Raw genomic sequence first — 18450 nt, 5'->3', positions numbered from 1 at the left:
ATAGGCTATCAAAGGGCGTCATCCCGGACCTGATCCGGGATCTTCTCAAAAATAGGTACTGAATCAAGTTCAGCATGACGGTTGATTTCCAAGCGTTCAACGCCGAACGCTTAATGTGCCACACATCGTGGTGATTTTCGCATAAATATTTATGGCATTGTAACTATAAAGTTATTCGTACTTAAGCTAATTGGGCTTCAGGCCATCTATATTTACTTGTCAATTAACTTATTATTACATGAAAAGAAATTTACTAACCATTTTACTGGCTGTTGGGGCTATTACTGTAACCCAGGCACAGGTAAGACAACAAGGTGGTGGCGGAGCAGATACTACCCGCAGGGCACCAGGCTCGGCTTTAGGCTCAGGCGTAAGGGCACAGCCAAAACCTTATAATCAAGTGATTACCGATAAGGCACTTAGTCGTAAGGGCATGATCACTACACACAAAATCGAAGACAAGTTCTTTTTTGAAATTGCCGATACCACTTTAGGCAGAGACATTTTGGTGGTGAGCCGCATTGCCAAATCGGGTGCCGAAGTTCGTGCCGCACAAGGTTATGCTGGCGATGTGATCGGTAGTACGGTCATCCGTTTCGATAAAGGACCAAACAACCGTATTTTCATGCGCAAGGTGAGCTTCAGAACGTATAGTCCTGATAGTACAACAGCCATGTACCAAAACCTAAAAAACTCAAGCATCCAGCCAATTGCTGCTTCTTTTAACATCGCGGCCTACTCGCCTGATAAAAACGGAAGCGTAATCGATGTAACCGACTATATCAATAGCGATAACGATATCTTTTATTTCAGCTCGCCTGCGTCTAAAACAAGGTTCAGGTTGGGTACGCAGTTGGCAGACCGCAGTTACATTCAAAGTATCCGCAGTTTTCCAACAAACGTTGAAATCAGTACCGTAAAAACCTATACCTTGGCTGCTGCGCCATCTCCATTTGGCGGTGGTGGTGCTCCTACAGGTGGTGGCGGTGCGGGTGGTTCTACAGGTTCGGCAACAGTTGAATTAAATACTTCAATGGTGATTTTGCCTAAAGTGCCAATGAAGGCCCGTTATGCCGATCCACGTGTAGGTTATTTTACCGTAGGCTATACCGACTTCGATTTGAATCCTCAAGGCGTAAAGGAAATCGATTTGATCAAGCGTTGGAGATTGGAACCAAAACCTCAAGATTTGGCCAAATATAAACGTGGCGAATTGGTTGAGCCAGCTAAACAGATCGTTTATTACATCGATCCGGCTACACCAAAAAAATGGATTCCATACCTGATTGCCGGTGTAAACGATTGGCAAAAGGCTTTTGAGAAAGCTGGCTTCAAAAATGCCATCGTTGGTAAGGTCGCCCCAACCAAAGAACAGGATTCGACATGGAGCATTGACGATGCACGCCACTCGGCCATCGTTTACAAACCTTCGGAAATTGCCAATGCCAGCGGTCCTAGCATCGCAGATCCACGCAGTGGCGAAATCATGGAAAGCCATATCAACTGGTACCACAACGTAATGAAGTTGGTGCACGATTGGTACATGATCCAAACAGCTGCGGTTGATCCAAGGGCACGTAAAGTGACTTTCAGTGATGAGTTGATGGGCGATTTGATCCGTTTTGTTTCGTCGCACGAAGTTGGTCACACTTTGGGTTTATTGCATAACTATGGCTCAAGCTCGACTGTTCCGGTAGAAAACCTGCGCAACAAGAAATGGGTAGAAGAAAATGGCCACACGCCATCAATCATGGACTATGCGCGTTTCAACTATGTGGCACAGCCAGAAGACAACATTACTTCAAAAGGTTTGTATCCACGCATTGGCGATTATGATAAATGGGCGATTGAGTGGGGTTATAAATATATGCCAGATACAAAAGGTGCTGGCGATGAAACTGCTGCCTTGAATAAAATGGTGATCGAATCGGCTAAAAACAGGCGTTTATGGTTTGGTACAGAATCTAATCCTGATGATCCACATTCACAAAATGAGGATTTAGGCGATAATGCCATGAAAGCGAGCGATTATGGTATCAAAAACCTAAAAGTGATTTTGCCTCAATTGCCTGCCTGGACCAAAGAAGCCAACGAAGGTTATGAGAACCTATCTAATATGTATGGCCAGCTGACCACACAATTTGGTCGTTACATGGGTCATGTAGCTAAAAACGTAGGTGGTATTTACGAAAATCCTAAAACTGTTGAGCAGGCTGGTGCTATTTATGAGCGCGTACCTGCCGCTACACAAAAAGAAGCGATGGATTTCTTGAACAGAAACCTTTTCGTAACACCAAAATGGTTGTTAAACCAATCGATTTTAGACAATATCGATCAGAATCCTTTAGAAGTAACATCAAGATTGCAAGGTTCTACACTAAGCCGTTTGTTGAGCAATAGTACCTTGAGCAAATTGGTAGCTGCCGAAGCTACAGATGGTGCAACCGCTTACAAGATTACCGATTTGTTTAGCGATTTGAACGGTTCGATCTTTACCGAACTGAAATCAAATGCTACCATCGATGTGTATCGTCGTAACCTGCAAAAAGCTTATGTGGATAAACTGATTGCCATTGTTAAACCGGCTGCGCCAGCTCCAACAGCTGTCAATGCTATTTTAACCGGAAGAGGAGGCAATATCCCTAGCGGTTTATCGGCTTCGCAAAGCGATGTAGTATCGGTAGTGAAAGGCCAATTGCGCGATTTAGACAAAAACATCAAATCAGCTGCAGGTTCGCAAGGCGATACCTTGAGCAAATATCATTTGCAAGATTTATCAGACCGTATCGAAGCGGCATTAGACAGCAAGAAAGACTAAACCATTTTTATTTAAATAGAAAAGCCCCCGAATAACTCCGGGGGCTTTTTTGTTCATTATTTGTTTAGCGTGAAGCTAAATATTCGTCTAAGTTTTCCAATCCTGCGGTAAAGCCCTCTTGGAAGCCCATGCCGATGATGGTGTTCATGTCTTCTTCCTTGTCGAAAGTGATTTCAATATAAACTTTGGTCTCATCGCCTTCGGCTGTAAAGCGGTTATCCCAATGCATGATGGGGAATTCGAGGTTGGGCGTGCCGTTTTCGTCGCAAAAGCCAGCACTGCTGTTGAGATGTGTTTCTGGATTTACGCTATGGTAATCGACCTTGCACCAATGGCGCTCGCCTTCAGGCCCTACCATACAATAAATCCAATGGCCTCCTGTTTGGCAGTCCATGGTTTTGGTTTCGGCCTTAAAAGGTTTAGGTGCCCACCATTGGTCTAGGATTTCGCTTGCTGTCCATGCTTTCCAAACGGTTGATAGGGGCGCACCGAACGATCTGGTGACTGTGATTTTTTTGTTTTGTGGTTCTTTCGAAAAGATAGCTTCTCTCTTTGTCATGATTTTTTAGGTTTTAAGTTTTCCAATAAGTTGTCTAATTGTTCGAAACGTGTTTCCCAAAGTTTGCGGAACTGTTCCATCCAAAGGTCAACCTCTTTCATTTTCTGGGGGTTAAAAGAATAATAGATTTCGCGTCCATTTTGTTTTTGCTCGATGAGCTGGCATTCGTTTAAAATTTTAATATGCTTGGATATGGCTTGCCGGGTACTGTCGAAGTTTTCGGCAATGGCATTAGGGGTCATGGCCTGAAAGGCAAGCAATGCGATAATGGCTCTGCGGGTAGGATCGGCAATGGCCTGAAATACGTCTCTTCTCATCTTGTTAATAATTTGCAACCGTTCAGTTGCAAATATAAGTGCAACCGATCGGTTTCGCAAATATTTTTTGAAAAAAATAGAATCGTCATAATAGCTAAAGGTTTTATTGGCCTGTTTGTCATCCAGAACGTAGCGAAGGATCTGCCTCGAGTTAGATTCCTCGTTGCACTCGGAATGACAGATTGATTTTGTGGTTGAAGAACTAAGATGTTTGAGGTAGTAAAAGAATCACCTTTAAGAACTTGATTACATCTGCTTGAATAAGGATTATATAAACGTTAACCACATAGCCACATAGGTTTGCCGCTTAAGAAACCTAAGGTGTCTGAGGTGGTGAAAAAGAACATCATGTGGGACTTGATCCGATGTTTATAGTGAAAATAATGTTTCTTTCCTCCCCCTGCCCCCTCCAAAGGGGGATATGGATAGCGTTTATAGAAACGGTTGGGAATGTGAGTATTGGTGTATCTTGTCATCCAGAATGCAGTGAAGGATCTGTCTCGAGTTAGATTCCTCGTTGCACTCGGAATGACAAATTGATTTAAGGCTAACTAAGATGTCTGAGGTGGTAAAAAAGAAATATTTATTGCAAATCATCATTTTTAATGCCTCGTGTGTTCTTTTTGATTTCAGTTTGCAATTTGCCAAAACGGTAATTCAAACTTACGCCGAGGCTTCGGTAATAGGTTTTGCTGTTGGTAAACTGACTAAAACCTGGTCCGTTTAATTCGTCGTTTATGGTTCTAAATTTGGCAAAAGGATTGTTTACAACAAGACCTAAGCTCAATTTGCTTTGCAACAGCTCTTTGCTTAGGCTAAAGGAATTTCCTATAAAACCGTTGGTATTGCTTTGCGCACCCGAAACACCACCAGTGTTCATGGTAAAATCGGCATTGGCGCGCCAGCCCTTGTTAAAGCGATAGCCCGATGCAACATTGACATAAGCCATAGCGCCACTGTTATTTACTACTTTTTCATTTACTGTTACGTAAAAATCGACATGACGTAGGTCGGCATTCAGGCTTACGTTCCATTTTTTGCTGATCGGGTAATTAAGGTAAATATTCGTTTTGACAATTCGACCTTCAAAAGTGTTTTCGTAAGAGGCTAAAGTAAGGTTGCGTTGGGCATCAAAAGTAGAGATTTGCCAAATTACATTATTGAAGAACATATAGCCCAACTCGATATTAAAGGTCCATTTTTTTGAACGAAAATAACCCAGTTGCAACAAATCGCTAGTTGTAGGACGCAAGCCTGGGTTTCCTGTGCTCTCGAAATCTGGATTAGAGCGATCGACAAAAGGGTTTAGTTGGTTAATAGACGGGCGTTGGATACGCTTGTTGTAACTCAGGCTCAGGTTGCTAAACTCATTCAGTTTTCTGCTGATAGCTGCGCGGGGCATGGCATTCCAGTAGCTTTGTGTAACCTGTTGCTTTCCCGCACTGAAATTGCCGTCGATCGTGGTTTTTTCAAGTCTTACTCCAGCCCTAAACTGCCATTTTCCGGTATTGTAGCCATAAGAATTATAAAAGGCATATACATTTTGGTTATTGTCGAAATTGTCTGATCTTGATGGATCCAAAGTAAAATTTGTCCCATCATAACCTAAATAACGAAAGTCGCTATTGTTGTTTCTGAATATACCTTTTAATCCGGTTTCCATCGTTAATTTGCCAAAAGGCTGTACATAATCTATTTGCGCAGTTTGTTCGGTTAAACCTTCATTGTTTTTTTGCTGAAAGGCAGGATTGTCATAGTTGATGGTTTGATCGAGACCTTGATCGTTGTTAAGGTTGCCGGTGTTACGCAGGTAGCGGTAAGAAAAGGTAATGAGCTGGTTCTTGTTTTTGGTAAAGCCCAATTGATAGTTTAAAGTGGCATCAATCCCATTACCCTTGCGCTGGTTCTCGTTGGTTAAAAGATACTGTTGCATCAGGTTGTTGTGTACGAAAGATTGGCTCAATTGGGAACCTGTACCGTTTTGCTCATTGCCGCTCCAGTTCAATTGGCCAGAAAGGAGGCTGAGGCTATCGAGCTCATAACTCAATTCGACGCCCGAATAGGCCGTGTTGTTATGTGATTTGCGGTTGCTTTGTTGCAAGAGGGAATTTTCGGATGCCCATCTGTTTATGCTTGAAAAAGTATTGGGCTGATTAAACCTGCTGGCACCTGCCACCGCGATAAGGCCCAATTTGCCATATTTCAGGCTCAAAGTTGCACCCGCTCCCGGACCGCCAATCGGACTTTTGCCGTTCAGGTTAACCGAAGCCTGATAGCCGTTAAATACTTGTTTGATGGTAATGATATTGATAATTCCCGCTAGGCCTTCGCTATCATATTTAGACGATGGATTGGTAATCACTTCGATGCTTTTAATGGTAGAAGCAGGCATGCTGCGCAAAATATCCCTCGGATTTCTTTCTACCAATCCTGAAGGTTTGCCGTTGATAAATACGCGATAGCTCGAACTGCCTTTCAGTTGTATGTTTTCATTGCCATCAACCGATATAAAAGGTACTTTACGCATCATTTCTAACACACTGCTGACCTTGCTTTGCGGATCGGCCTGTAAATCATAGGTGATTTTATCTGCATCTTGTTTGATGATGGGCTTTTGTGCTGTAATGTTAACCGTTTGAAGATTTTTGGCCTCGCTGATCAGCGCTATAGGACCCAAATTGTGCACTGCCTCGTTGCTGTTTAGATTCAACTTTAATTGCTTGCTGCGATAACCCATGCCTTGGATGCGGATAGTGTAGCTGCCGGCTTTCAATTGGAGAAAGCTAAAAGTGCCATCGGCTTTGCTTAAACTGGTTTGCAAAAGGCTATCGGCCGAACTTAATAAGCCAATAGTTAAAAATTCTACAGGCGCCTTGCTCGCCGAATCGACCAGTTGGCCACGAATGCTCAGCGGATTGTTTTGTGCCAACGAGCGGATAGGGCAGGTAAACAGTGCAATGACTGCGAATACGAATATGTGCTTTAGGCTTAGGATTTTCATGTTTGTATTGGATTGATCTGAAACAAAAATTGACTTTAGCACACAATCTTTTAAATTTATATGACGAGTTATGGGTTTCAACTGATGGAATGTGATTTATTCCGGTCGAAATCGCTCATCAGCCAAAAAATCAATTTCATCAGCCATTTGGTACTTTCGGACAGCAATTATTGAGGGAATAAAAATTTTTGCCCACCTTTAGCCTAATCGAAAATTAGATGAGCACAAGCAACGATCAATTAAAGAAAGGCAAGCCACCACGCAAACGGGGCAACCGGGTGTTGGTCTATTTCACCATTATGGCTGCGGTGCCGGTATATTGGGCCTCGCTCTTTTATATTAAATTGGTATCGGGCAGTGGCGCAGAAGAAATTGGCTTCGCGGTAACTGTTGCTTTTTTCCTGTTTTTATATTTGGGCTGGTACCTGGCCGATGCTTGGCAATTGAATAGCCAACGCTTGCTGAGCAGAACAATTGCGGGTTTAGGTGTTGTGGTAGTCGCTTGTTTTATTGGGCTTTTTATCCATGCCGATATCCAGTTGCATGGCATGCCAGCTGTTAACCTGCTGTTGTTTTGGGTGCTTTTTATTGTGCTGAGTTCGGCCTTGGGCGCTTGGCTTAAGTTCTTGGTTAAACGTTTCAATCTACGCATAGATCAGGCTGATGCACTGGCTAACCAAAGCAAAAGCGAACTGCAGTTGTTGCAGTCGCAGTTGAGCCCTCATTTTTTGTTCAATACGCTCAATAACATGTATGGACTTTCGATTAGCGACCATGAAAAGATTCCAGGTTTGTTGCTGAAGCTTTCTGAGCTCTTGCGCTATTCGGTTTATGAAGCCAAGGAATTGTTGGTTCCCCTTAAAAGCGAATTGGCCTATATCAATAATTACATTGATTTTGAGAAGATTAGGATCGGCAATCGTTTATCGCTTACCTGCAATTTAGAGCAGATACCTACCGAGCAGATCAAGATTGCGCCCATGTTGCTGATTGTATTTATCGAGAACGCATTTAAACATTCGAAAAATACAGCACAGAAATCGATCGTAATTGACATCACACTCAAAACCTGGGATGATTGGATTTTGTTTTCGATCAGGAACAGCTTTGACGAGCATGAAGAAAAAACGAAGAACCTCAGTAGTGGCTTGGGATTGAGTAATACCTATCAAAGGCTAAAAGTGCTTTATCCAAACCAATACGAACTGAAAATCAGTAAAGATGAAGGCATGTACAATGTGAGCCTCCAAGTAAAAATGAAATAGATGAACACCATCAAATGTTTAATTGTTGACGATGAGCCTATTGCAAGGCAGATTATTGAAGGCTATGCCAAGCAATATCCCTTGTTGGAGATAGTGGCTTCCTGTGAAGATGCCATGGAAGCACGGATCCAATTGCAAAAACAGCCTATTGATCTTATTTTTCTAGACATCAACATGCCGGTAATCGATGGCATCGGTTTTTTGAAGACCTTGAAAAAAGCACCGCAGGTTATCTTTACCACAGCTTATAAAGAATATGCCGTTGATGCCTTTGAACTCTCGGCCAGCGATTACTTGCTTAAACCCTTTTCTTTCGAGCGTTTTTTGATGGCGGTAGATAAAGTGGCCGAAAAACTGGCGTCCGCTGCAACAACTATGCCTGTAGCCGAAACAATTCCTGCCGAAGATTTTATGTTCATTAAAAGCGATAACAAAATCTTTAAGGTAGCTTTTGATGATATCCTTTTGCTTGAAGCGTTCGGCAATTATGCCAAAGTGTACCTGAGCGATAAGCAATTGATGCCTACCACTACCTTAACCAGTTTGGAAGAAGCCTTGCCCAAAAACCAATTCATCCGGGTGCATCGCTCTTTTATCATCAATAAAAACCGCATCAGTCATATCGAAGGCAACCGTGTCTTTGTCCGCGATCAGGAAGTACCGATTAGTGGCAATTATAAAGAAGCGTTTTTGAGGATTTGCGGGTTGTGAGTGTATGTAATAAATAGAGTTCGTCTTTTAGTATCCCGTTCTATTTTATTAATTTTGTAGCTTAAATATCGAGAACATGAATCATTGGCTAGTCAAATCAGAGCCTTTCAAATACAGCTGGGAGAAATTTAATAAAGACGGACGTACTTTTTGGGATGGCGTGCGTAATTTTCAGGCCCGCAATAACCTAAGGGACATGAAAGAAGGCGATTTGGTTCTTTTTTACCACAGTAACGAAGGCAAAAACGTAGTAGGGATTGCCAAGGTAGTAAAAGAAGCCTATCAAGATCCAACCACCAGTGATCCCAATTGGGTAGTGGTAGATTTGGCACCCGTACAAAGCCTGGCCAATCCGGTTACCTTAGAGCAGATCAAGGCAGAAGAAAGCCTAAAAGATATTTCCTTGGTACGCCAGGGACGTTTATCGGTAATGCCTTTAAAAGCAACTGAGTTTGATAAAATCCTGGAGATGGGAAGCTAAATTCAGTTGGCAGTTTTCAGTTGACAGTTGACAGTTATTAGTTCACAGTTGCCAGTTCACAATTATCGGTTAGCAGTTTACAGTGATCAGTTTTTCTTTCAATCGTCATTGCGAGGAATGTTAGTGAGGAAGCAATCTCCTTGGAAAAGTACTTTCCACCTTGTCTACGAATAAACCAGTAAGCCAATGAACTAACCTATTGTAACACGCCCTTTACATTTAACAGTTTTTAACAGTAGGTAAAGCCAAATTAGGCTAGCTTTGGGTACTTATTTACCATCTATGAAAACATTCATCCTCACCCTGCTTATTTGTGTTGCCACAACGGTAGGCTATACCCAAACCATTACAGCTTATAAAGCCATTTTAGAAACAAAAACAGGTAAGCACAAAGGCATACTGCAAAAAGTAGATTCTGTCAATGTAATTCTAAATGTTGATGGCCGGTTTCAAGCTGTTAAAATCACAGATATTCAATCTGTAAAAATCAGGAAAACAAAGAAACGTTATATCGGCAAAAATTATATGGCTGGTTCAACGCCAACTGAATATCATACTAACGGCGACGGTAAACTGGTAGACGAATATGGAATTGAGGCGCCTACTTTAGAACAGGAAGTGGTTGCTTCAGGAGTAGGAGTGTTTTTCAATGGCCTGTTAAATGCCATTGCCTATCCCATTTATGCGATTAATCCTTACATTGCGAAGTTTAACCTAGAAGGAAAGAATGATCCTCAGCAATTAATCCAATTGGATTATTACTCCATCCATTATCAAGGTAATCCCAATACCAGAGTTGCCGATCTAAAAAAGATTAAGGAGATTTCTGAAAAAGCAAAACAGTGAGGATAGTTGTCAGTTGCAGTTTTCAGTTCGCTGTTGTCAGTTTTCAGTTGCCAGTTGACGGTTTAACAACTAACTAATGACTAGTGAACAAATGACTAATGAGCTAATGAACGTCTAAATTTTTTCTCTTACTCATCAAGAGGCCAACACTCATCACTAAACTCGTGCCCAGTACCACCACAAATAAAAATGAAGTGCCGATTTCAGGCAGTTTCATGCTGGCCGGCAGGTTATAATACAACAAGATACTGATCAATCCGCGAGGTGTGACAAAGCCTTCAGGCATGACGTTTTCCTTTTTAAAGAGCCGCAAATACACAAAGCGGATCACATAAATGCTCAATAAGATCAAAAATCCATTGGCCAGCACATATTGATCGTTCAGTTCATAAATGTTAATGGTAAATCCGAATATCACGAAGAAGAAAGTACGGATAATAAAAGCACTCTCGGCAGACAATTGATGCAGCTGAGCCAAGTCTTTGGCCAAGTTTTCATAAAGGAATACCGTCCTGAACCAGGCATGTCTAATGGCATCGGCATTGTTTAAGAAAAGACCAAAAGCCAAAATCAGTACCAGCGAAGAAAGGTGGTAGGACTGGCCAATGGCATATACCAAGATCAAAATCGAAATGATCAGAAAAAATTTGATGTGATGCGAAATCCGACCCATGATGTACAGCAGAAATATACAAGCAATTACCGAAAGGATCAGAATAATGGCCATGCTCAAGCCTAAGCCTGCAAATGACCCCGCAGATACATGTGGATTAGAAATGGCAAAATTAAAGATGATAATGCCTAGGATGTCTGAGAAAGAACTCTCATAAATAATAAATTCCCTACTTTTCTTGCTTAAGCCAGCTACTGATGGAATGGCAATGGCCGAACTGATGACACTAAAAGGAACCGCATTCACAATGCACAGGTAAAGTTCTTTTCCGGTAATCTGGTAAATGATAAAAGTAATAGCTGCAATGGTAACCAAGAGGATGAAAAAAGCCGAAAAGAACGCTCCCTTGATCACCTTGTTCTTCTCTCGATCGTATTTGAGTTCTAGCGAACCTTCAAAAACAATCAATATTAAACCAACGGTACCTAAAGTAGGCAAGATGCGCAGAAAATCGAAGGTATGCAGGTTCAGGTTATCCACCAACAAACGTAGGCCAATGCCCAGCAACAGCAACAATAAAACCGATGGCAATTTGGTTTTGCTGGCTACAAGGTCAAACAGATAGGAAAAGATTACCAGTCCGCTTAGGATAATCAAAGTAGTGTAGGTCGTCATGCAGTTTCAATGTTTAGGCCTACCACAAATGGTTGGCGTTATTCCTTAAAAAACAGGGCTTTAAGCTCGCTAGCGTCGTTGGGTTCCATTTTTCCGCCTAAAATCAATCGCAACTGCCTGCGACGCAAAGCGCCGTTAAACAATTCGATTTCATCATCGGTTTCAGGTTTCAACTCGGGCACAGGGATGGTTCTGCCACTTTGATCAACCGCTACGAAAGTATAATATGCTTCATTCGACTTTGCTCTGCTGCCAGAAGGGATGTTTTCTGCCCAAACGTCTAAACGTACCTCAACCGAGGTATTAAACGAACGGGTTACCTTGGCTTCAATGGTAATTACATCACCCAGTTTAATCGCCTGCTTAAAGGAAACGTTGTCAACCGAGGCTGTAACCACAATTCTGTTGCAGTGTTTTTGTGCCGAAATAGCCGCTGCGATATCCATCCAATGCAACAACCGTCCACCCATTAAATTGTTCAGGGTGTTGGTGTCGTTTGGCAATACCAATTCGTTCATGATCGTGAAGGAATCTTTTGGGCTTTTAGCTTTTATACTCATAATGGCTGCAAAAGTAGGCAAAAAAGCTGGCTTTTCTTGCATTTTTAGTAAAATGGACTTTGTTTGCCTATGGTAAAGAAAAGCAAAATGCTTGTTTGTAGCTTGTCAAATCACTAAAATCGTATAGAGCTTAAAACATAAGCCGAGCTTTCCTGTTATTCTACTTTATCCCAAAAAAATATGCAGAACCCAACGCTCATCCAGTATTTTCACTGGTATTATAACGAAGCCGATAACTTGTGGACCAAAGTAAAAAAGGAGGCTTCAAATTTAGCCGAAATGGGGATTACCAGCGTATGGTTGCCGCCAGCTTACAAAGGCACAAATGGAACTTTTTCCATTGGATATGACACCTATGATTTGTTTGATTTAGGAGAATTTGACCAAAAGAATAGTGTTCCAACCAAGTATGGCACCAAAGATGAATACCTGCAGGCCATCGAAGCCTTGCATCAAAATAACCTACTGGCACTAGCCGATACCATTTTTAACCATAAGGCGGGTGGCGATGAACTCGAAAAAGTGAACGTAAGGAGGGTAAATAAAGAAAACAGGAATGAATTTACCTCTGATGTATTCGAAATCGAAGCTTGGACAAAGTTTGTTTTTCCAGGACGCAAGGGTAAATATTCTGAATTTATATGGACTCACCAATGTTTTAGCGGCGTAGATTGGGCAGAAGACCTAAAGGAATCCGATATCTTTTTGATTGAGAACGAACATGGAGAAGGCTGGGAAAAAGTGCCTTCAAACGAGTTAGGCAATTATGATTACCTCATGTTCGATGATATCGATTTTCGGAACCCCGCAGTACGTGAGGAACTGAAGCAATGGGGCAAATGGTATTTCGAAACGGCGAAAATAGATGGCTTTCGCTTGGATGCAGTGAAGCATATATCATCAGATTTTCTAATCGAATGGATGGATGCAATGAAAGCGGAATGCAAACGCGATTTTTATTTTGTAGCCGAAAATTGGGATATCGAAGATGTAAAAGAACTCGATAGATACATAGAAATCACGGGAGGCAGAACCCAGTTGTTCGATTCGCTATTGCACCACAACCTTTATTTGGCATCTACCGAAGGGAAGAATTACGACCTGAGCAATATTTTCGAAAATACATTGGTAGGCACGCGGCCCGAGTTGGCGGTTACTTTTGTAGATAACCATGATTCGCAACCTTTACAGGCGCTCGAATCATTTGTTGACTACTGGTTTCGCCCATTGGCTTATGCTTTGATCTTATTGCGCTTACAGGGCACGCCATGTGTGTTTTTTACTGATGTATATGGCGCAACCTACGATGATAAGGATGAACACGTGGAACTGATTGGCTTGCCCGAGCTCCCAACTTTATTAAAAGCGAGGAGAGACTTTGCCTATGGCGAACAACGGGATTACCTCGATCATCCCAATTGTATTGGCTGGACTCGCGTTGGCGATGAAGAACATAAAAACTCAGGCTTGGCCGTATTGATGTGCAATGGCGATGAAGGCTTTAAGGAAATGGAAATGGGAGAGGCCTTTGCTGGACGCACCTTTGTAGACGCATTGGGGCACAGGAAAGAAGAAATTACCATAGGCGAAAATGGCAAGGCCGTTTTTCTTTGCAATGCCGGAAGCGTGAGTGTATGGGTGTTAAAATAAATGTCCATGGTTAATAGTCTAAGGTCCATGGTTTGGTGATATAGATGCATCAATAGGCCAATGCCTAACGCAGGCTATTTTTTTACATTGGAAATATTGGTGAACCCGATCAATTCGTCCCAACGGCCACCAGGCTTGCGGTAGTAAGCCAGTATTTGGTAATCATTGCTGGCTTCGAAAAAAGAGCCTTCAAAAACGGTACCGTCAAACTTGCCATTCTCATCAACCCAAACATATTTGAAATCGTAAACACCTTGTTTTACCTTGATGTTGCCATAAAAACGCTTGCGGCCCGCATCATAGTTCAGCTTGCTGTCTTCGTTGATCGCGTAGTTGTTAAAGCGTCCAAGCACGTAGGCATTGCCTTTTGGTGTGGGGGGGCTTGCAATTAGCGTAAACAAAACATTGGCGTAGTCGCTGTCGGTAATGTTATCGCGCCCGTCTTGGTTGCGCACAAAGAAACTCCCGTTTTCGTCAAACTGGTTGCTGTACCTTGCCGTTCCAATGGCCTGATCAGAAAAGAGAATGACATTAATAGCCGTATCTCGGTAAATGTCCTGCACATGTTCTGCTTTGTAGCGGAAACTCCTGAGATCGAACTTTCTAAATTCGTTGCCTGCCCAAAACTCATTGGTTCCTATCTCATTGTACACCAAAGCACCCGGTTTAACAAATGCAGGCTTGGTATTGACAATGGCCGTTTGCGGAATGCCATTTTGCATTACCACAGCCTTTACCTGCATGTAAGGGTTTTGGATAGCAATCTGATGGAAAATACTGAAGCTTACCCTTTGCTTGCTGTTTCGAAATTCTACTTCGTTGCTAGGCAACAGCTCTGCACCAATATTCGCCACATTATCTACAATGTAAAAACGTTGGGTAACAATGACGTTTTCGGGTTTGTTGCTTTCGTAAACTTTTAACAAATAGTTGCCGCTTAATTTAGGCTTGATCTGGTCGTTAGGCAACGTAACCTGGTAATGGGTAAATTTTTGTAGGGTATTAAAAGAGTAGCGGTAGCCAAAAATAATGTCTTCCTTAAACGACTCTACATAATCAAGCTGACTGATGTTAGAGGGCTTCCAATCGTAGGTACAATGTTCGATGCTGTAGCTGTAGTTTTTGTTGCCTGCACGTAAATCATCGAAGGCAAAAGTCAGTGTTTCGCCTGTTCGTAAAGTAATCACCGGAAAAGACTGCTCTTTTTTGCTGTTGTAGCATTCTACGGTCTTGATAAAGGGCTGATAGATTTTATTGTCGTAAACTATGCTTGTATTTTGTGCAAAAGCGCCAGTGCATAAAACTACAATAAAAGCGATCAGTCCTAATTTTTTCATCAATTTACATTAAGATTCAAGTTCCATGATTTCAGAAGCCAATTCCTCCCAGTTTTTTTGGGCATGGTCTAGCAATGCCTTCTCCGCCAAATAATGCTTGTTGGCCTCATCTAGCTTATGCTGGTTAGAAAATACTTCTTCTTTAGCCAGTTCGGCTTCCGCGGCTTTTACGCTGCTTTCGAAAGCGGCGATTTCTTCCTCAATCCTGCGCAGTTTTTCGTTCAGCTTTTTCAGTTGCTGCTGTGCATTGGCAGGAGCGGGTTCTGGCGCTTTGGTTTTCTTTTCTTCGCCAGCTGGCTTAACCGGAATAGGTTTTGGAGCAGGAATAACACGTTTGCTGTTCCATTCTTCGTATTCGGCATAGGTGCCTGGATATTCCTTGATTTTCTCTTCTTCAATAAACCAGATCTTATTGGCTACATTGTCTAAGAAGTACCTATCGTGTGATACGGCAATAAAAGTGCCTTCATACTGTTGCAGGGCCTGGATCAGAATGTTAACCGATTGGATATCCAAGTGGTTGGTCGGCTCATCCAGAATAAGGAAATTCGAATCTGTAGTCAACGATTTGGCCAAAGCCACCCTCGATTTTTCTCCTCCAGAAAGTACCCTGATCTTTTTGAATACATCATCGCCGGTAAACAAGAAACAGCCTAAAATGGAGCGAAGCTCGGTATCGGTATGTTTAGGCGCAAAAGCCTGCAGTTCTTCTAATATCGTATTCTCCAAATGCAGCGACTCCAATTGGTGCTGCGCAAAGAAGGTAGTGGTTACGTTATGCCCGGTTTCGCAAGAGCCCTCAAACTTTTCGGTACCTGCAATCATCCGTAACAAGGTCGATTTGCCTTTACCGTTGGCACCAATTAGGGCAATTTTATCGCCTTTTTCGATTACAGCCTCGGCATTGTCTAAAATATCAACATTTGGATAGCTTTTAGATGCCTTTTCAATCCTCACCACATGGCGACCAGAAGGCTTGGTGAATTTGAAGCTGAAGTTTACCGTTGGATTATCATCATCCACATCCTCAACACGCTCCAATTTATCTAAGGCCTTCATACGCGATTGCGCCATTTTGGCCTTGCTCGCTTTGGCTTTAAAACGTTCGATTAAACGCTCTTCCTGCTTGATTTTGGCTTGCTGGTTTTTAAACTCGCCTCTCTGTATCTCGCCACGCAAAGCTTTTTCTTCTAAATAAAAAGAGTAGTTGCCCGCATAAGAGGTGAGTTTGCCCTTGCGCGATTCCACGGTTTTGTTAACAATCTTGTCTAAGAAATACCTGTCGTGTGATACGATCACAATAGCGCCTTCAAAACCACCCAAATAGTTTTCCAACCATTTGATAGAGGGTAAGTCCATGTGGTTGGTCGGCTCATCGAGCAAAAGAATATCTGGTGTTTGCAACAGGATTTTAGCCAGCATTACACGCATGCGCCAACCTCCAGAAAAGGTATTCAAAGGGCGTTGCTGATCGTTGGTGCTGAAACCAAGACCTGCCAAAATCTCGTTGGCGCGGTATTCGATGTTATAGCCGTCAAGCGCTTCAAATTCTTGCTGCTTGTCGCTTAGTCTATTTAAAACCTCCTCGCTGTAATCCGTCTCAATTTTTTTTAAGAGTTCTTCAATTTCATCGTGCAATTGGTTTTGGCGCTCAAAAGCCTCCATTGCCACATGCAAAATACTGTGGTGCGAATCGTACGACAAAAGGTCTTGGTTCAAATAGCCGATCTTGAGGTCTTTCGCCATCGAGATGCTACCCGATGAAGGCGCATATTCGCCCACAATCAGCTTGAGCAAGGTAGATTTTCCAGTGCCATTGGCACCGATCAATCCTACTTTGTCGCCTGGCTTAATATGCCAGTCAGCTTCATCATATAAGGCCCTAGAGCCAATTAAAAAGGTTAAATCGTTTATAGAAATCATTTCAGCGCAAAAATACAAATTAAATTGCATTAGTTCAGTGGTTCATTGGTCATTAGTTCATTGGCCGTCCGGGCTGGTTGGGATGTGCCATTTCGGCCCCAGTAGCTTTGGATTTGCAATCCGACACCAAAAAATATCGCGTCGGCATGAGCTCTTTTTTTGATAGTGTGACGGAGGAGAAATCTATATGAAGTAATTTATTTTTATAGATCCTTCACTTCGTTCTGGATGACAAATCTTATGTTTTTTTCCGCATAACGCCTGCTTTTTAGCAGCGCAATGCCTGTAGCTTGGTTAAGGGAAGTCCGGCTTTCCGCTGTATCTTTTTTGCCTCGAAGGGTCAAAAAAGGATGCCGCTTCAATCCGGGCTATTTTCCTTCGGCCTATTTTTCAAAGAACCATCCGAAAAGCCATTTGATCAGCCTTACTTTTAGCCTAACAACTAAACAACTAACAACTAAACAACTAGCAACTAACAACAAAAAATTTGGAACTTTAAAACTAATCCCTATCTTTGTACTGTAATAAAAATATTTACAGAATGAACAACGGAAGATTTGCCATCGCTTTGCATATTTTGGTCTTGCTAGATCAGGCCAAGGGCGAGCTGGTTTCTTCAGAATGGCTGGCTGGAAGCATTAACATCAATCCGGCAATGGTGCGTAAAGAGCTGGTCAACTTGCGTGGACACGGCTTTGTGCAAAGCAAGGAAGGAAAAAATGGGGGGACAACTTTGGCAAAAAGGGCTTCGGATATTAGCTTGGGAGCCATTTACGAAAGCGTGAGGCAAATTTCTCTTTTGGGCCATCAAAAAAATACGCCCAATCCGCAATGCCCTGTTGGCAAAAACATCAATACCCATTTGGATAACTTGTATAATGATACTGAACGTGTACTGATCGAACAATTGAACAAACAAAGTTTGGCAGATTTTAGCGCGAAGTTCGTCTGATTTTTTTTAATTAAAACTGTAACAAAGTTAATTACAATATAAAAACAAATACAATGAAAATAGCAGTAATAGGAGCCACAGGTTTTGTTGGCCAAAACTTAACGGCAGAATTGGCCAACCGTGGCCATGAGGTGATTGCCATCGCCCGCAACACAGATTCTGTAAAACAAAATGATAAGGTAACAGCAAAAATTGCCGATGTAGGTGATCCTACAGCTTTGGCTAATGCCTTAAAAGGCGCCGACGTGGTAGTAAGTGCTTTTAACGCAGGCTGGACCAACCCAAATTTGTATGCCGATTTTATCAAAGGCGCCGAAGCCATACAGCAAGCAACAAAAGAGGCAGGCGTGCCCCGTTTAATTGTAATTGGTGGTGCGGGAAGCTTATTTATTGATGGCCAGCAATTGGTTGACACCCCAAATTTCCCAGCCGAATATAAAGCAGGAGCAACAGCGGCCAGAGATTACCTGAATACGATCAAAAACGAAAGGGAATTGAACTGGACTTTCTTTAGTCCGGCCATAGAAATGCACCCAGGTATTGATACCGGCCGTACCGGAAACTATCGTTTAGGGTTAGAAAGTCCGGTTTTTAACGCCGAAGGTAGGAGTGTGCTTTCGGTACAGGATTTGGCAGTGGTTATTGCTGATGAGGTAGAAAGCAATCAGCACAAGCAGCAGCGATTTACCGCGGCCTACTAAAACAAAAGCCAGCTTCGTACTTATGGAAGCTGGCTTTAAAA

Annotated in this window: 15 protein-coding genes; 8 read left to right on the top strand and 7 right to left on the bottom strand. The window is 42.4% G+C overall.

What is annotated here, in order from left to right; translation table 11 throughout:
- The first annotated feature begins 238 nt into the window (after positions 1 to 238).
- A complete protein-coding gene (locus AC570H_RS11020; RefSeq protein ID WP_497354653.1) occupies positions 239 to 2818 on the top strand; it encodes a zinc-dependent metalloprotease in 2580 nt (859 codons plus the stop codon).
- A gap of 64 nt (positions 2819 to 2882) precedes the next feature.
- Here the strand turns inward: AC570H_RS11020 and AC570H_RS11015 are convergent, their stop codons facing one another.
- From AC570H_RS11015 to AC570H_RS11005, 3 genes are all read right to left on the bottom strand, one after another.
- Positions 2883 to 3377 (bottom strand): SRPBCC family protein, encoded by a 495-nt coding sequence (locus tag AC570H_RS11015; RefSeq protein WP_497354651.1) that lies wholly within the window; start codon positions 3375 to 3377, stop codon positions 2883 to 2885.
- Positions 3374 to 3694, bottom strand: a complete 321-nt coding sequence (locus AC570H_RS11010) for an ArsR/SmtB family transcription factor (RefSeq protein WP_497354649.1) — start codon at positions 3692 to 3694, stop codon at positions 3374 to 3376. Before AC570H_RS11010 ends, AC570H_RS11015 begins: the two co-directional genes overlap by 4 nt.
- A gap of 583 nt (positions 3695 to 4277) precedes the next feature.
- Entirely contained in the window at positions 4278 to 6695 is a 2418-nt protein-coding gene (locus AC570H_RS11005) for a TonB-dependent receptor domain-containing protein (RefSeq protein ID WP_497354647.1), read from the bottom strand.
- Between the two features lie 218 nt (positions 6696 to 6913).
- On the opposite strand from AC570H_RS11005, the gene AC570H_RS11000 reads away from it, so the two are divergent.
- The 4 genes from AC570H_RS11000 to AC570H_RS10985 all read left to right on the top strand — a co-directional run bounded on the left by AC570H_RS11000 (position 6914) and on the right by AC570H_RS10985 (position 9998).
- Positions 6914 to 7960 (top strand): sensor histidine kinase, encoded by a 1047-nt coding sequence (locus AC570H_RS11000; protein ID WP_497354645.1) that lies wholly within the window; start codon positions 6914 to 6916, stop codon positions 7958 to 7960.
- Positions 7961 to 8671 (top strand): LytR/AlgR family response regulator transcription factor, encoded by a 711-nt coding sequence (locus AC570H_RS10995; protein ID WP_497354643.1) that lies wholly within the window; start codon positions 7961 to 7963, stop codon positions 8669 to 8671.
- A 76-nt stretch (positions 8672 to 8747) separates the two neighbouring features.
- Positions 8748 to 9152: an EVE domain-containing protein gene (locus tag AC570H_RS10990; protein ID WP_497354641.1), complete on the top strand. Its 405-nt coding sequence runs from the start codon at positions 8748 to 8750 to the stop codon at positions 9150 to 9152.
- Between the two features lie 282 nt (positions 9153 to 9434).
- The gene (locus AC570H_RS10985; protein WP_497354639.1) at positions 9435 to 9998 is read left to right on the top strand and encodes a hypothetical protein; all 564 of its coding nucleotides are present in this window, start codon (positions 9435 to 9437) and stop codon (positions 9996 to 9998) included.
- A 103-nt stretch (positions 9999 to 10101) separates the two neighbouring features.
- Here AC570H_RS10985 and AC570H_RS10980 read toward each other — a convergent pair whose 3' ends face one another.
- Both AC570H_RS10980 and AC570H_RS10975 read right to left on the bottom strand, forming a co-directional pair.
- The gene (locus AC570H_RS10980) at positions 10102 to 11286 is read right to left on the bottom strand and encodes a cation:proton antiporter domain-containing protein (protein ID WP_497354637.1); all 1185 of its coding nucleotides are present in this window, start codon (positions 11284 to 11286) and stop codon (positions 10102 to 10104) included.
- A 38-nt stretch (positions 11287 to 11324) separates the two neighbouring features.
- Complete coding sequence (locus tag AC570H_RS10975; protein ID WP_497354912.1) at positions 11325 to 11846, bottom strand: acyl-CoA thioesterase; 522 nt, start codon at positions 11844 to 11846, stop codon at positions 11325 to 11327.
- 180 nt (positions 11847 to 12026) lie between these two features.
- On the opposite strand from AC570H_RS10975, the gene AC570H_RS10970 reads away from it, so the two are divergent.
- Positions 12027 to 13496 carry an alpha-amylase gene (locus tag AC570H_RS10970; RefSeq protein ID WP_497354635.1) on the top strand — a complete coding sequence of 490 codons (1470 nt, stop codon included), beginning with the start codon at positions 12027 to 12029 and terminating at the stop codon, positions 13494 to 13496.
- 74 nt (positions 13497 to 13570) lie between these two features.
- Here the strand turns inward: AC570H_RS10970 and AC570H_RS10965 are convergent, their stop codons facing one another.
- Positions 13571 to 14833 (bottom strand): type IX secretion system plug protein, encoded by a 1263-nt coding sequence (locus AC570H_RS10965; protein WP_497354633.1) that lies wholly within the window; start codon positions 14831 to 14833, stop codon positions 13571 to 13573.
- Positions 14834 to 14842: 9 nt separating this feature from the next.
- On the bottom strand, positions 14843 to 16756 hold the full coding sequence (locus AC570H_RS10960; RefSeq protein WP_497354631.1) for an ABC-F family ATP-binding cassette domain-containing protein: 1914 nt from the start codon (positions 16754 to 16756) through the stop codon (positions 14843 to 14845).
- 541 nt (positions 16757 to 17297) lie between these two features.
- Between AC570H_RS10960 and AC570H_RS10955 the strand changes: the two genes are divergently transcribed.
- Complete coding sequence (locus tag AC570H_RS10955) at positions 17298 to 17708, top strand: Rrf2 family transcriptional regulator (RefSeq protein WP_497354629.1); 411 nt, start codon at positions 17298 to 17300, stop codon at positions 17706 to 17708.
- Between the two features lie 53 nt (positions 17709 to 17761).
- On the top strand, positions 17762 to 18409 hold the full coding sequence (locus AC570H_RS10950; RefSeq protein ID WP_497354627.1) for an NAD(P)-dependent oxidoreductase: 648 nt from the start codon (positions 17762 to 17764) through the stop codon (positions 18407 to 18409).
- Positions 18410 to 18450: the final 41 nt, after the last annotated feature.

The organism is Pedobacter sp. B4419, assembly GCF_059693725.1.
This window is presented reverse-complemented; position numbering and strand designations above follow the sequence as displayed.

Excerpts from the sequence above, each read along its gene's own strand:
- AC570H_RS11020 (WP_497354653.1), top strand. The coding sequence starts at position 239 with ATGAAAAGAAATTTACTAACCATTTTACTGGCTGTTGGGGCTATTACT.
- AC570H_RS11015 (WP_497354651.1), bottom strand. The coding sequence starts at position 3,377 with ATGACAAAGAGAGAAGCTATCTTTTCGAAAGAACCACAAAACAAAAAA.
- AC570H_RS11010 (WP_497354649.1), bottom strand. The coding sequence starts at position 3,694 with ATGAGAAGAGACGTATTTCAGGCCATTGCCGATCCTACCCGCAGAGCC.
- AC570H_RS11005 (WP_497354647.1), bottom strand. The coding sequence starts at position 6,695 with ATGAAAATCCTAAGCCTAAAGCACATATTCGTATTCGCAGTCATTGCA.
- AC570H_RS11000 (WP_497354645.1), top strand. The coding sequence starts at position 6,914 with ATGAGCACAAGCAACGATCAATTAAAGAAAGGCAAGCCACCACGCAAA.
- AC570H_RS10995 (WP_497354643.1), top strand. The coding sequence starts at position 7,961 with ATGAACACCATCAAATGTTTAATTGTTGACGATGAGCCTATTGCAAGG.
- AC570H_RS10990 (WP_497354641.1), top strand. The coding sequence starts at position 8,748 with ATGAATCATTGGCTAGTCAAATCAGAGCCTTTCAAATACAGCTGGGAG.
- AC570H_RS10985 (WP_497354639.1), top strand. The coding sequence starts at position 9,435 with ATGAAAACATTCATCCTCACCCTGCTTATTTGTGTTGCCACAACGGTA.
- AC570H_RS10980 (WP_497354637.1), bottom strand. The coding sequence starts at position 11,286 with ATGACGACCTACACTACTTTGATTATCCTAAGCGGACTGGTAATCTTT.
- AC570H_RS10975 (WP_497354912.1), bottom strand. The coding sequence starts at position 11,846 with ATGAGTATAAAAGCTAAAAGCCCAAAAGATTCCTTCACGATCATGAAC.
- AC570H_RS10970 (WP_497354635.1), top strand. The coding sequence starts at position 12,027 with ATGCAGAACCCAACGCTCATCCAGTATTTTCACTGGTATTATAACGAA.
- AC570H_RS10965 (WP_497354633.1), bottom strand. The coding sequence starts at position 14,833 with ATGAAAAAATTAGGACTGATCGCTTTTATTGTAGTTTTATGCACTGGC.
- AC570H_RS10960 (WP_497354631.1), bottom strand. The coding sequence starts at position 16,756 with ATGATTTCTATAAACGATTTAACCTTTTTAATTGGCTCTAGGGCCTTA.
- AC570H_RS10955 (WP_497354629.1), top strand. The coding sequence starts at position 17,298 with ATGAACAACGGAAGATTTGCCATCGCTTTGCATATTTTGGTCTTGCTA.
- AC570H_RS10950 (WP_497354627.1), top strand. The coding sequence starts at position 17,762 with ATGAAAATAGCAGTAATAGGAGCCACAGGTTTTGTTGGCCAAAACTTA.